General features: G+C 43.4%; 12 protein-coding genes. 6 read left to right on the top strand and 6 right to left on the bottom strand.

Translation table 11 applies throughout. The features are described from left to right. Positions 1-78: 78 nt before the first annotated feature. Positions 79-1,215, top strand: a complete 1,137-nt coding sequence (locus QUB12_RS10875) for an AAA family ATPase (RefSeq protein WP_333144842.1) — start codon at positions 79-81, stop codon at positions 1,213-1,215. Further along, entirely contained in the window at positions 1,208-1,981 is a 774-nt protein-coding gene (locus QUB12_RS10880) for a hypothetical protein (protein WP_333144841.1), read from the top strand. The genes QUB12_RS10875 and QUB12_RS10880 overlap by 8 nt, the downstream gene beginning before the upstream one ends. A gap of 113 nt (positions 1,982-2,094) precedes the next feature. Here QUB12_RS10880 and QUB12_RS10885 read toward each other — a convergent pair whose 3' ends face one another. Together QUB12_RS10885 and QUB12_RS10890 are read right to left on the bottom strand one after the other, a co-directional pair. Next, a complete protein-coding gene (locus tag QUB12_RS10885) occupies positions 2,095-2,736 on the bottom strand; it encodes a Uma2 family endonuclease (protein ID WP_333144840.1) in 642 nt (213 codons plus the stop codon). A gap of 180 nt (positions 2,737-2,916) precedes the next feature. Further along, a complete protein-coding gene (locus tag QUB12_RS10890; RefSeq protein WP_333144839.1) occupies positions 2,917-3,696 on the bottom strand; it encodes an ABC transporter permease in 780 nt (259 codons plus the stop codon). 127 nt (positions 3,697-3,823) lie between these two features. Here QUB12_RS10890 and QUB12_RS10895 point away from each other — a divergent pair, with 127 nt between their 5' ends. The 4 genes from QUB12_RS10895 to QUB12_RS10910 all read left to right on the top strand — a co-directional run bounded on the left by QUB12_RS10895 (position 3,824) and on the right by QUB12_RS10910 (position 8,820). Then, positions 3,824-4,981 (top strand): DegT/DnrJ/EryC1/StrS family aminotransferase, encoded by a 1,158-nt coding sequence (locus tag QUB12_RS10895; RefSeq protein WP_333306709.1) that lies wholly within the window; start codon positions 3,824-3,826, stop codon positions 4,979-4,981. A 484-nt stretch (positions 4,982-5,465) separates the two neighbouring features. Next, entirely contained in the window at positions 5,466-7,142 is a 1,677-nt protein-coding gene (locus QUB12_RS10900) for an AarF/ABC1/UbiB kinase family protein (protein WP_333144836.1), read from the top strand. Between the two features lie 117 nt (positions 7,143-7,259). Continuing rightward, entirely contained in the window at positions 7,260-7,679 is a 420-nt protein-coding gene (locus QUB12_RS10905; RefSeq protein WP_445300660.1) for a hypothetical protein, read from the top strand. Positions 7,680-7,869: 190 nt separating this feature from the next. Then, positions 7,870-8,820, top strand: coding sequence for an NAD-dependent epimerase/dehydratase family protein (locus QUB12_RS10910; protein ID WP_333144835.1), 951 nt, complete (start codon positions 7,870-7,872; stop codon positions 8,818-8,820). Between the two features lie 135 nt (positions 8,821-8,955). Here QUB12_RS10910 and QUB12_RS10915 read toward each other — a convergent pair whose 3' ends face one another. From QUB12_RS10915 to QUB12_RS10930, 4 genes are read right to left on the bottom strand one after another with little or no spacing between them, the layout of a single operon-like run. Continuing rightward, complete coding sequence (locus QUB12_RS10915; protein WP_333306711.1) at positions 8,956-10,854, bottom strand: Npun_R2821/Npun_R2822 family protein; 1,899 nt, start codon at positions 10,852-10,854, stop codon at positions 8,956-8,958. A gap of 43 nt (positions 10,855-10,897) precedes the next feature. Beyond that, complete coding sequence (locus QUB12_RS10920) at positions 10,898-11,275, bottom strand: hypothetical protein (protein WP_333306713.1); 378 nt, start codon at positions 11,273-11,275, stop codon at positions 10,898-10,900. Between the two features lie 12 nt (positions 11,276-11,287). Further along, complete coding sequence (locus QUB12_RS10925) at positions 11,288-12,160, bottom strand: Npun_R2821/Npun_R2822 family protein (protein ID WP_333306715.1); 873 nt, start codon at positions 12,158-12,160, stop codon at positions 11,288-11,290. Further along, the gene (locus tag QUB12_RS10930) at positions 12,157-13,131 is read right to left on the bottom strand and encodes an Npun_R2821/Npun_R2822 family protein (protein ID WP_333306718.1); all 975 of its coding nucleotides are present in this window, start codon (positions 13,129-13,131) and stop codon (positions 12,157-12,159) included. The genes QUB12_RS10925 and QUB12_RS10930 overlap by 4 nt, the downstream gene beginning before the upstream one ends. Positions 13,132-13,195: the final 64 nt, after the last annotated feature.

A 13,195-nucleotide genomic window follows, 5' to 3' on the forward strand; every position in this document is an offset into this window, starting at 1 on the left:
CGCGCTAACAACTTAGAACATCCGAACACACACTACAAGCTCGGCAATCAAACTGTATAAAATAATATTAGCAATCAAATGCTAGAAAAGGTCAAACTTCATAACTTCAAAAGTCATAAAGATACAGAACTTAGTTTAGATAGTTCACGCCTACACGCACTCGTAGGACAAAACAGTTCGGGTAAAACATCAGTTTTGCAAGCAGTGCATTATCTCAGTCGGCTTGCTAATTCATCATTTGACAAGATTTTTCAGCATGAAAAAGAGCCTCAATTTATTACAACAATTGGGCAAGATAATATGTCTGTTACTGCAAGTGGTTTTTGGAAAAACCCAGATATAAATAATTGGGAAGCTTCCTATGAGTGGAGACGAAACGTTAATCAGATGTGGGAGTTTACAGCATTATGGAAGGCAGATAAAAACCAGGAATATAGGAAAGTAATGTCTGAAACTTCCTTAATGACTACGGAAGAGCCAATTCAGCAATCTTTGAGAAACGCAGTTCATCTTAAGCTCGTAGCTACTAATCTTGCTAAAGCAGCTTACAGTGATGCAATTACACCGCGAGTTGAGTTCGATGGTTCAGGGTTAGCACCTACCTTAGACTATCTTCGTGACGAAGATCCAGATAAATTTCAATCTTTACAGAAAATGTTGAAACGGATTGTACCAGGTGTCCGCGAGGTAGGGGTAAGGCGAGCTAAAGTTATGGTCAATCGCCAACGCTTAATCGAAGTCGATGGCAAATCTATCTCCTACGAAGAAAGTCAGGAAATTGCAGGGCAAGAAGTTGTCCTAGACATGAATACTGGTAAGCGCATACCAGCCCATGCCATTAGCGAAGGCACAATGCTCGCTCTCGGATTACTGACTGTTTTGATGAATCCCAATCAACCTAATTTAGTGTTATTAGATGATGTTGAACAGGGACTCCATCCCAAAGCGCAACGAGAATTAATCGCTGTTTTCAAGGAAATTCTTCAATACAACAGCAATCTGCAAATTATTTTTTCTACCCATTCTCCTTACATTGTGGATGAACTTCTTCCTTCTCAAGTTCATGTATTAAGTAACAACTATTCAGGTGTGACTCGTTGCAAACGATTGGATGAACATCCTGATGTAGAATGGGCAAAACAAACTTTAACCACTGGAGAATTCTGGGATGCTGAGGGAGAAGATTGGGTGGTTGCAGGAGAAATAAATGATTGAGTTTGTGGTGATTGTAGAAAGTAGTGCAGACGCACGAACCGCTACTAGATTAGCCGATCGCGTTTTAGTAGAAAAAATTGATTGGTTAGAACCTGAGATGCTGCAACATCTATTTCAATGGAGTGGTTTAGAAGCTGGCACGGAGAATTCTTGCTGGAAAAATATTAATCAAATTATAGATAATTTCCAACAAAGCTTAGGATTTCGTCCTCCAAGGTATTTAGGTCATCGTAAAGATGGAGCCTTAAAAGCTGATGGTGCAGCAGCTATAAAAATTATTAATTTAGTACGATTTATTCAAAAAACACGACAGATTAAAGCAGTTCTCCTGATCCGCGATTTAGACAATCAACCTCAGCGAAGAGAAGGTATTGAGCAAGCACGTTCAGAACAAATCGAACGACAACCTAAATTAGAAATTATTATGGGTACAGCCGACAGAATGCGGGAAGCTTGGGTTTTAAATGGGTTTATTCCATCTAATCAACAGGAAAAACAAATTCTTCAAGAGATAATGACCGAATTGACGTTTAATCCTTGCGAGGAGTCACACAGACTACGCTCTAACTCATTGACAGAACCCGATCGCATTAGAAATCCTAAAGTTGTTGTCGAAAAGCTAACAGGTGGCAAGATGGAACGCGAACAACAGTGCTGGGAAGACACGCCTGTGGAATTTCTACGAAAAAAGGGTGTTTATACAGGCTTAACAGCCTATATTGATGAAATCGAGGAACGATTAATTCCTATTCTTTTATCTGAGTAAAAGAGTAACTCAGGATTTACGCATAACCTCTATCTTGCAGGTTTGCAATGCGCGCCTTACCGCTATGGGTAGGGCGTAAAATCACTTCTTCCCTAAGTCCTGTTCCTTCAAAACTAATCGGTATCCCCAGCAATTTCATCCCCCGTCAATCCAGCTTGAAAAACTTGTTTAGCCGTCAAATTCAACTCTGGAAAAGTTGGCGACTCAATCCTATCATTTCCCCGAAACAAACTCACCTCATACTCGCCATCAACCAACTGATAAACCGATATCGTTGGTTGCTTGGGATTCCCGATAAACCTACGGCCGCCCAAACCGAGATAATCCACAATCCAGTATTCAGGAATCCCAATTAGTTCGTATTCGCCTACTTTTTTGATGTAGTCATCTTGCCAATTCGTGCTAACTACTTCAATAACCAGCGGAATTGATGCGCCTTGAGTCACGGTTGAGAATTTTTTCCACATAGGTTCTGACGCTAAGTTGGGGCGATTTAATATCGGAAGATCGGGCGAATAAGCTGATTCGTTTTCCAGTGGCTTAACTAATGCTTGTTTGGGGATGAAGTACGGAAGTTTTACCTTTCTAAACTCAGCAGTTAACTCTGAGGCTAAAAAACCGATAACTTCTTCATGGTCTCCTAATGGCTGTGACATTTCAACAATCTCTCCATTGTGCAGTTCATAACGTCCGTTTTCTGGCTTCCATTCCGCAAATTCTTCAAAAGTTAGCGTTTTAGTTGCTGTTTGAATCATGGTTATTCTCCTTAGTGATGGCTAGGGCGGGCTAGAAGCCCACCCCACAAGATAACTCACTCTTTGTGGAACAGGCATCTTGCCTGTTCATAAAAATACTGCCACATACAAGTTCCTACCTACATTATATTATCAATTCCCAATGCCCTGTTTGGCCAATTCCCAATGCCCAATTCCCAATTACCATTTGATCAATTGTGCATCTTGATTAAAAAATTTCCGGGACAATCCCTCAGTCAACAGCAGAGTTGCGATTACAGTTGCCAGCGCTAACACAAACATAATTAAAATCTGGTAAGATGCTGCATCGAGAGGACTGACACCGCTCAGCATTTGACCTGTCATCATTCCGGGTAAAGTTACGATTCCTACCACCGTCATTGTATTTAATAGTGGGATTAATCCAGCTTTGATGGCATCTTTGCGGTACTGCTTTACTGCTTGCTGCGGCGTGGAACCTAAACTTAAATGGGTTTCTATTTCTAACTGGCTGCTATTAACTGTACTGACAAGTCTTTCGCCCGCGATCGCCCCGGAGTTCATGGCATTGCCCAAAATCATACCCGCTAAAGGAATCAGGTATTGCGGTTCGTACCAAGGGTCAGGTTGCAAAATTAGCAAGTTTGTATAGGCGAGAGTCAAGGCCGTACTGATAAAAATTGAACCCCAAACTAAGGGCAGTAAGTTCTTGATTTTTTTGCTGATGCGGTTGCTGGCAACCATGCTAGCTGTTGTCAGCATGATTGCTAAAACTGCTAAAACCAGCCAAGGATTTTTCCCCTCCGGGTCAAATACGACTGCGAGCACGTACCCGACTAAGATTAGCTGGATCAGGGTGCGCCCTGCGGCGATCGCGATCGTCCCCTCCAATCCCAATCCCTGCCACGCCGAAAGCCCGATCGCGATCGCCACCATCCCCAAAGCCCAACCCAAATCTGTAAAATCTAGCAGAATTAACACCGGCCCACCCTTTCGATAATGTGATTGTTTGCCTGTCCAAATATAAGATATTGCAATAAAGGTTTCTGAGAAACAGTTTTGCTGCAAGAATTTGCTTTGATAATGCTTGAAATTTATGGTGTGAAGAGTGAATAATGTTCCCCCCCTCGACTTAACCCGCCAATACGCGCTCCTTGGCGACGAAATAACCGCTGCGGTGCAAAAAGTGCTTGCCTCTGGCGGCTACGTAGGCGGCCCGGCCGTGAAGAGTTTTGAACGAGAGTTCGCCGACTACATCGGCGTTTCCGAGTGCGTTGGCTGCAACTCCGGCACCGATGCCCTGATTTTGGCTTTGCGAGCTCTCAAAATTGGCCCCGGCGATGAAGTGATTACCACTCCCTTTACCTTTTTTGCTTCGGCTGAGACAATTAGCGCCGTCGGTGCGACTCCAGTATTTGTCGATATTGACAGCGAGACTTTTAATCTGGATGTCGAACTCCTCGAAGCGGCAATTACCGACAAAACCAAGGCAATTATGCCCGTCCACATCTTCGGCCAACCGGTAGACATGACTCGGTTGATGGAAATTGCGACTCGGCACAATTTAGCCGTAATTGAAGATTGCGCCCAATCTGTCGGGGCCCAGTGGCAGTCTCGAAAAGTCGGCAGCATCGGCCATGTCGGCTGCTTCAGTTTTTATCCGACCAAAAACTTAGGCGCTTGCGGTGATGGTGGCGCGGTGACGACAAACGATCCAGCCCTCGCAGCTTCCATGCGAATGCTCAAAGAACACGGACAGTCTTCTAGGTATTTCTACGAAGAAATCGGCTACAACAGCCGTTTAGATGCCCTGCAAGCGGTGATTCTCAGCATTAAATTGCGATATCTCGACAGTTGGAACGCCCAGCGGCAGGAGAAAGCGACACTTTACAGCGAATTTCTCTCCCGCGTGCCCGGAGTTGCCCTCCCCAAAGAATTGCCCGAAGCAAAAGGAGTTTGGAATCAATACACGATCCGGCTGACAAGTCCAGAAGACGCGCAAAATCCCTCTGGCAATTTCCGGGACTCGGTGCGGGCTCAGTTGCAGGAAGCTGGCATCGGTTCGATGGTTTACTATCCGTTACCTTTGCACCTGCAACCTGTTTACAAATCTTTGGGCTATTCTGTCGGTCAATTGCCACAGGCTGAGCAAGTTTGTCGCGAAGTCTTGTCTTTGCCGATGTTCCCGGAACTGTCGAGGGATCAACAAGAGCGGACGATTTATGGTCTGAAAGATTGCTTGGCAAAGGGCGATCGCATCCGGTAGCTTTGGCGCGATGGCATCAGCGAGGGAAATGCAGGAGGAGAAAAGAATTGCAGGGTTGCATTGCTGTGAGAATGTGCAGCGGTCAGGGAGAGCTGTTAAGTATTTTGACTGATCACTTGTACTTTTATGTACTATATTTAATGAAAAGAAACAAATTTAGGCTAGCAATCCGCCTCGAACGGGTGCATTTTCCGCTCGCCTAAAACTTGAAATGCGATCGGTCAATGATGAAAAAGGAAGTTCGGCAACGGATTCGCTCGACGGATGTAACGGAGGTAACGGATTTCAGGAAGAGGGAAGAGGGAAGAAGGAAGAATAAAGAATAAAGAATGTTGGAACTTTCGACTTCTAATCCCCGATGCCCGATGCCTGATGCCCGATGCCCGATGCCCGATGCCCGATGCCCGATGCCCGATGCCCGATGGCCGATGCCCAATTCTCAATTTAACCTGTAATTTTCAGAAGATAAGAGGAAAATAAACGAGTGCCTCAGTATCAATTCACTCAGGCTAGACGCTACGATCCACAAGCGATCGCTCAGTATTACCGCAACCGTCCTTGGAAAGCAATTTGGCGCGCAATTACCGTTATTTGGTCTTTTGCGGGCTTTGTGCTAGGGATGCTGTGGGACAGTTGGCAGCACGAAGTCGCAGCACACCAGCCGGAACGGGCCGCCCACCTGCGACAAATACTCACTCGCTTGGGCCCAACTTTCATTAAAGTCGGCCAAGCCCTTTCTACCAGACCGGATTTGATCCGCAAAGACTTTCTTGAAGAATTGATCAAACTTCAGGATCAATTGCCGCCGTTTGACTCGGTGCGCGCTTTCGAGATTATTGAAGCGCAACTCGATCGCAAAATTAGCGAAACCTACAGCGAAATCTCCCCCGAACCTGTCGCCGCGGCAAGTCTTGGTCAAGTCTACCGAGCTCGCCTCCTCACCGGGGAAGCAGTAGCAGTCAAGGTTCAGCGACCGAATTTGCTGCCAGTCTTGAGCCTGGATCTTTATTTAATGCGCTGGGCCGCTGGATGGTTGGGCCCGTTGTTGCCGCTGAATCTCGGTCACGACCTTTGTTTAATAGTCGATGAATTCGGTATCAAATTGTTCGAGGAAATTGATTATATCAATGAAGGACGCAACGCCGAGAAATTTGCTACAAATTTTGCCGACGACCCGACAGTAAAAGTTCCCAGTATTTACTGGCGCTATACTTCAAATTGCGTTCTGACTCTCGAATGGATTGACGGCATCAAGCTGACAGATATGGCAAGTGTTAAAGCCGCAGGTTTGGATACCGATAGTTTAATTGAAGTCGGAGTCCGCAGCGGTTTGCGACAGTTGCTGGAACATGGATTTTTTCATGCTGACCCCCATCCGGGAAATCTGTTTGCCTTAGCGGATGGCCGCATGGCTTACATTGATTTTGGGATGATGGATCAGATGGAAGAAACAACTAAAGAAACTTTGGTTGATTCTGTCGTTCATTTGATCAACAAAGATTACTTACAGTTAGCTAAGGATTTTGTCAAACTTGGCTTTTTGACGCCAGATACAGATATTATGCCGATCGTCCCGGCGTTGGAATCTGTACTGGGTGATATCGTCGGCGAAAAGGTGTCAGATTTTAACTTCAAGACGATTACAGACCAGTTTTCGGAGTTGATGTACGATTATCCTTTCCGAGTGCCGGCGAAATTTGCCTTAATTATTCGCTCTCTGGTGACAGAAGAAGGTTTGGCCCTGACGCTGAATCCGAATTTCAAGATAGTCGAGGTGGCGTATCCTTATGTAGCGCGGCGTTTGTTGAACGGAGAATCTCCGGCACTGCGGCGGCGTCTGATTGAGGTATTATTCAAAGATGGCAAATTCCAGTGGAACAGGTTAGAGGACATGATCGCGATCGCCCGATCCGATCGCAGTTTCGACTTGCTCCCCACAGCACAACTAGGCTTGCAATTTTTGCTGTCCGAGGAAGGGTCGTTTTTGAGACGCCAGCTAATGTTAGCTTTGATTGAGGACGATCGAATCCACACCGAAGAAGTTCGCAGCCTGTGGAACTTAGTCAAGGAAGATTTGCAGCCCGGTCGCCTGTTCAACGTTGCTCTAGGCGCTTTGACGGAGTTTTCCACAGCAGGAGCAGCCGCGCTAACTCGATTTTAGTCATTAGTCATTGGTCATTAGTCATTAGTCATTGGTTATTTGTTGGTTGTTAGTTGTTGGTTCTAATAACTAATTCCCCATACCCAATGCCCTGCGCGGGCCAATGCCCCATGCCCCATGCCCAATTCCCCATTCCCCCTTCCCCCAATTAAGGAATTATTCGTGTATTATTTTCCAGAACCTCCCTATTTTTTAATGTCGGCTGGATTACTAGCAGGTATGGCTTCCGGCGTAGCATTTGAAGCAACTCTCAAACAATCGGTACAACAGTGGTCTAAAAATCGTTCTACTCGCACCTTGGCTAACCTGCCAAGGCTGCAATTGGTCATACCTTTTCTGGGAATGGCTGGCGGAATTTGCGTATTTTTAGCTTCTGGGATGGAGATTTTTGGCTTCCCAAAACTACTTTGTTATGCCCTAGCTTTGCCACTGACGGTACTCACGGGCTGGCTAGTTTGGACTCAGCTAGGTAAGCTTTTGATCGAGTTAGAACGCGGAGGTTCCCAAGCGCTGGATTTAGATTCTTTTGAACAATGAAAGTTAACTATCAACCTCTTTTGTGAGAAGCAAGGGGGTTGATAGTTATCTATGATTATCCTATTTGATGCTTTTTGAACCGCAGAGAACGCAGAGTACGCAGAGGAAGAGAAAGAAGAAGATGACAACTTAGGCAATAATTTGTGTATTTTTTTAAAAATAAAATCTAAAATCTAAAATCTAAAATCGAATGAGTATTTTAATTGTTACGGGTGCGGCGGGATTTATTGGCTCTAATTTAGTAGAAACTCTTTTAAATCGAGGGGAGACGGTGATCGGTGTTGATGAGTTCAACGATTATTACGATCCGGATCTCAAGCGCAAGAATATTGCACGATTTGAAAGGTATCCGGGTTTTGAATTGGTGGAAGGCGATATTTTGTCTGTAAATTGGCGAGGTCTTTTATCTGATGCGAAGGTAATATTTCATCTGGCGGCGCAAGCAGGAGTTCGTGCTAGCTGGGGCGATGGTTTTCGCAGCTATACCGAACGCAATATTAACAGCACTCAAGTATTGTTAGAAGCGGCCAAAGATGCGCCAAGATTGCAAAAGTTTGTCTATGCTTCTTCTTCTTCAATTTACGGCAATGCTGAATCTTTTCCCACGAATGAAAACGCTTGTCCGCAGCCGGTTTCTCCCTACGGAATTACGAAATTAGCCGGTGAACGTTTGTGCGGACTTTATTACAAAAATTTTGGCGTTCCCACTACTTCCCTGCGCTATTTTACTGTTTACGGGCCCAGACAGCGCCCCGATATGGCTTTTCACAAGTTTTTTAAGTCGATTTTGTTTGACGAGGCGATTTCAATTTTCGGCGACGGATTGCAAACGCGGGATTTTACGTTTATCAGCGATTGCGTTGCGGCGAATTTAGCGGCGGCTGAGGTTGCGGAAGCTGCGGGGGAAGTTTTTAATATTGGTGGGGGAAGTCGGGTAGTTTTGAAAGAAGTTATTGATACAATAGAGAGGATTGTCGATCGACCTATTCGGATAGATTTTACCGAAGCTGCGAGGGGAGACGCGCGGCACACTAGCGCGGATGTGTCTAAAGCCCAGAAAATCTTAGGTTATCAGCCACAGGTTGCTTTAGAAGAAGGATTAAGGCGCGAATGGGAGTGGATTCAGTCTGTGTACAGTTAGAGTACAGTTAGAGTACAGTTAGATGCTATCTATCCCAGAAATTCCGCAACTTAAATTGAACATTGTTGATTTTTTGAATTCGCCAACTTTTGAGGTTTATCTGCAATCGAAATGCTGCGATTATAGCATTATATTTTAGAAAAAATCGCACTTGTTGTGAGTAGTAATGGCTTCGATAATTTTATTCAAAACTTTTTTAGAATCAGTCATTGTACTTAGCCAATAACTGCCTGAATGTAGCCGATGATAATAACTTAAATTACTCACAGCATACAAGCTGGCGCCACTTTTTAACCACAAATAATTGAAAGCGGCGACATCGGAAGCTTGCACGCAAATATCTTGATTATCCTCGGCACAATCCAGGTATTTCTGTACATTGACGAAGTAGTTTCCATCATTAATAAAATTGCGAAATAATTTAGGATTGGGATTATTTAGAATTAATTCTCGTGCTTTTTCAAGATTGATTTCTGTGTCCGAAAATAATTTAAAATTAAAGTAGGGATTTGCGGATGTCGGACAGTAAATTAGGTTGGGATTCCATGCAGTTATGTGGTATAGTCTATCGACATAAGTTTCGCTCAAGGCATTGTCAGAGTCAAGAATAATTGCCCACTCATTTTTGCAGTGGGAAATCGCCATAATTTTGCTTTTATACGCACCAAAATTTTGCTCACCTCTGCAGATAGAAATCTTAGGTGACAAGTTTGCTATATTTGCTTGCATCCTAGAAAACTCTTCGGGGGAGGAAGCATCATCGTAAATAATAATATCATCAATCCGATCGTCATACAAAGCATTGCACAATGCCCCTACAACCAAACTAGAACGGTTAAAATGGGTAATAGCTAGAGATATTTTACTTCTGTTAGCCACAGACGGACGCCGAATTGAAGTTAAGCGAACGCCTAGAAGGCTTGTCCGCAAGTCCATCATAATTTTGTAATACTGTTGGTAAACTTTATTTTCGAGTTGTAAACTGCGAATTTTTCGGCCAGCTTTTCGCAAAATATTCATTTCTGTATTTGCCAATCTATACCTAAAGTTGATATTTTTTTGCCTGACAAAGGTTTTGGCATTTCTGTATCCGCGCACTAGCAAACTTGGGGATTTGAGTTTGGGGCATTTTTCCGGCGACTTCAAATAACGGTAGTGCAGAAATACATCTCGGTAGGGAATCTCCACATCTTCACCAGCACACAATAGATTAATTTTGGTAGCCGAAATACTCATGTAATGCAAATAAGTCAACCGTCGCCCTTTGTCATATAGAACATAATCTATCACATCAAATTGAGAAGACCAATGATTCCCCGTTACCTGTTCGGGTTGAGTATATGCAAAGTTGTAAAAAGATATTTTGCTGCGGGCTACTAAATAGTTAAGTAAAGATTGGTCAGCGCCCCGCAAAGACATAATTTCCGCTTCTCCTGATGTTAATTTTTCTAAAAATTGAGAAGCATTATTACGATTAAAAACCCCTAGTTTTGACGCAAACCAACCCGCACAAAAAGTATGAGATGGCAGTTCCTCCAAGTTTAAAACTTGAGGTAATTTTGCGGAGGACAAATCAAATATATAATTGAGGTCTGATTTGTATTGAAAATCGTTGGCTACCCAATCAAAATCATCAAGCTTTTGATAAATGTAATCGAGAGAACCCATTAACAGAGTGTCTGCGTCAAAATAGATGAATTTATCAAAAGGGCCGTCGAAACAACATAATTTTCGGTGCATCTCCAAACATTGAACAGGTTTCAAACCTTGAGATTGCCAAACTTTTTGAGCTTTTGCATGAGTTTTCCAAACTTGAGTCGCAAAGTCTTCCCAGAAATGGAGGGAATCGGTATTTTCAAACAGGGTGACATGAGGACGAGTTGCAATTTCTACTCGCACTTTTTTCATTCTGTCATCGTAGGGAATGATGCAAATAGGAATATTTTTTGCCCCATTGACTTCGAGGCTGTTTAATAAAGCGACTAAGTGGTCGAAAACAACATCGTTTGCCAGAATATAAATGCCGTCAGCCATAGTTTTTTAGTTAATAAGTAACCCAGCGCATATATATTGCTTTTTAGGTGCGGGCAAGATGCCCACACCACAACAAATAAAATTTATTGATTGTGGAACAGGCATCTTGCCTGTTCTCCAAAGCTTGTTGGCTGTCAGAAACAGAACAAAATTTATGAATTGTGGAACAGGCATCTTGCCTGTTATTCAAAGCTTGTTTGATGTCAAAAACACGCCCAAATTTATGAATTGTGGAACAGGCATCTTGCCTGTTCTCCAAAGCTTGTTGGCTGTCAGAAAAACCCCCGAATTTATGAATTGTGGAACAGGCATCTTGCCTGTTCTTCAAAGCTTGTCGGGTGTCAAAAGCACCCCCAAATTTATGAATTGTGGAACAGGCATCTTGCCTGTTCTCCAAAGCTGGTTGATAATGATACAACATATGATTTTATCCTCACCTACTGAAAACCCGAAATATTTTTTGCACTAAATTTGGTTGTTCCTCATTGAGATAACGATAATGTTTCCAAAGATTCCAATAAGGACTACCCGATTTAATTGGTATTCCCGCCCAGTGAATATATTTTAACCTTTTGCCTTTGTCATAAAGAACATAATCTATTTCTTGAAAATGTTTGGAACCAGCCCAGCTTCCAGGTTCGCTTGGTGAAGCTTTAACAAGGTTGCAGCGCTTGGGAATCAGCTTAAGAGTAATATAATTTAGTATAGGTTGGTCTGTGACATTTTGAGTAAAGTCAAAATATTCTCGATGCTGCGAACATTCTCGCAAAATTTCATACATTTGCGATTCTGTAATATTTCCTTTTCTGGAAGCCCAAAAACCGCTGTTGAATACATCTTGAAGCTGTGAGTCGGTAAAGATATTCTGTTCTTTTACAGCGGGTGAAAATACATTTCGCAGTTTTTCGCTGAGGTGGTGGTAGTCGCAGCAAAAAAAGTCTACTTCTGATAGTTTGTTTAAGTTGGCTGCGATGTCTTCAAAGACGATGATATCGGTATCGATGTACAGAAATTCATCGAGGGGGCCAAACCAGGCGGCGAGTTTTCGCATTTTGTTGGGGAGGGCTAAAAAGTTGCGATCGAACATTTGGCCAATTTCTCTGGTAAACTGTTCCACAAACTCCAGATTTGGGAACAATCGCACCCCGTGGAGACTGCTGAGTGCGGCTGCGACTTGCTGATAATTGTCGTCGAAGGGAATCAGAAAAATTGGTACTTGACAATTGTACAGACGTATGCTGTTTAAAAGGGCGATCGCACTTTCGATCACCTTATCATTCGCAACAATATAAATACCGCGATTCATACATTTATCCTCAACCTTCTCAATACCCTGGTTAACAAATTCGCCCCAGAAACCTCAGTATAAGACTTTGGCGCTTCGGCAAAAATCGGACGCTTTGACGGTTCCCGGAGATAGCGGTAATGCAGAAACAAATCGCGATAGGGAAAGTCAATATTTTCGCCCGCACAAACTCTCCGAATTAAATCCGGCGGCACACCAATATAATGAATGTAAGTAAGTCGGTTTCCCTTGTCGTACAAAATTCTATCTTGCTCTTCAAAATGTTTAGAAGTGACGCTACACCCAGTTTTTTCGCCATCCGGGAGGCTGTAAGCAAAATTATAGCTATTCATCCCCGTTTTCATCACCATATAATTGAGCAACGGCTGTTCTCCCGCACCTTCATACAGCATTTCCGCCTCGCCCGATTGCAGTTGAGCTAACAGCCATTCCCTAGTGTTTTGCTCAAACAATCCTTGCTTGCTGGCATAAAATCCCGAACAAAATATTTCCGAGTCGATCCGATTTGGCTCAAAAACTTCGAGGAGTTTTGGTGAGTGAATATTGTATACTTTAGTTGGGGATAGAAATTGAAAATCATAAACCACAAAATCCGATTTCTCTAACTTCTGAAAAACCGCATCAAGGGAATTCATCACCAAAGTATCGGCATCCATATAGATAAACTTTTCAAACGGGCCGTCGAAAGCGCAAAAGCGCCGGTGTGCGCCGTAAAGCCGGAATTTTTGGCGATTCAAACGATCGGGTGCGGCTGCTAGCATGAATTTGTCCCATCGCTGAATAGATGCGCTATCTTCATAAATAAAGACGTTGGGACGGTTAACAATTTCAGCTTTGATTTGCTCTATTTGGTCGTCGAAAGGATAAATACAGACAGGAGTATTTGAGCCTAAGATAACTTCAATACTGTTGAGCAAGGCAATTAGTTGGTCGTAAACTGTATCGTTGGCAAGCGTGCAAATTCCATTCATATCTATTAGTCCGCGAAGGCGGACTTTGTTTGTGTAGAAGCGGTTTCAACCGCCGAATCATTTA

The sequence above is a fragment of the Microcoleus sp. B7-D4 genome (assembly GCF_036705125.1).
In the GTDB taxonomy this organism is placed as follows: Bacteria; Cyanobacteriota; Cyanobacteriia; order Cyanobacteriales; family Microcoleaceae; genus Microcoleus.

Coding starts and splice junctions, on each gene's coding strand:
- QUB12_RS10875 (WP_333144842.1), top strand. CDS start 79: ATGCTAGAAAAGGTCAAACTTCATAACTTCAAAAGTCATAAAGATACA.
- QUB12_RS10880 (WP_333144841.1), top strand. CDS start 1,208: ATGATTGAGTTTGTGGTGATTGTAGAAAGTAGTGCAGACGCACGAACC.
- QUB12_RS10885 (WP_333144840.1), bottom strand. CDS start 2,736: ATGATTCAAACAGCAACTAAAACGCTAACTTTTGAAGAATTTGCGGAA.
- QUB12_RS10905 (WP_445300660.1), top strand. CDS start 7,260: ATGCCCAATTCCCCATTCCCCCTTCCCCCAATTAAGGAATTATTCGTG.
- QUB12_RS10910 (WP_333144835.1), top strand. CDS start 7,870: ATGAGTATTTTAATTGTTACGGGTGCGGCGGGATTTATTGGCTCTAAT.
- QUB12_RS10915 (WP_333306711.1), bottom strand. CDS start 10,854: ATGGCTGACGGCATTTATATTCTGGCAAACGATGTTGTTTTCGACCAC.
- QUB12_RS10920 (WP_333306713.1), bottom strand. CDS start 11,275: ATGTTGTATCATTATCAACCAGCTTTGGAGAACAGGCAAGATGCCTGT.
- QUB12_RS10925 (WP_333306715.1), bottom strand. CDS start 12,160: ATGAATCGCGGTATTTATATTGTTGCGAATGATAAGGTGATCGAAAGT.
- QUB12_RS10930 (WP_333306718.1), bottom strand. CDS start 13,131: ATGAATGGAATTTGCACGCTTGCCAACGATACAGTTTACGACCAACTA.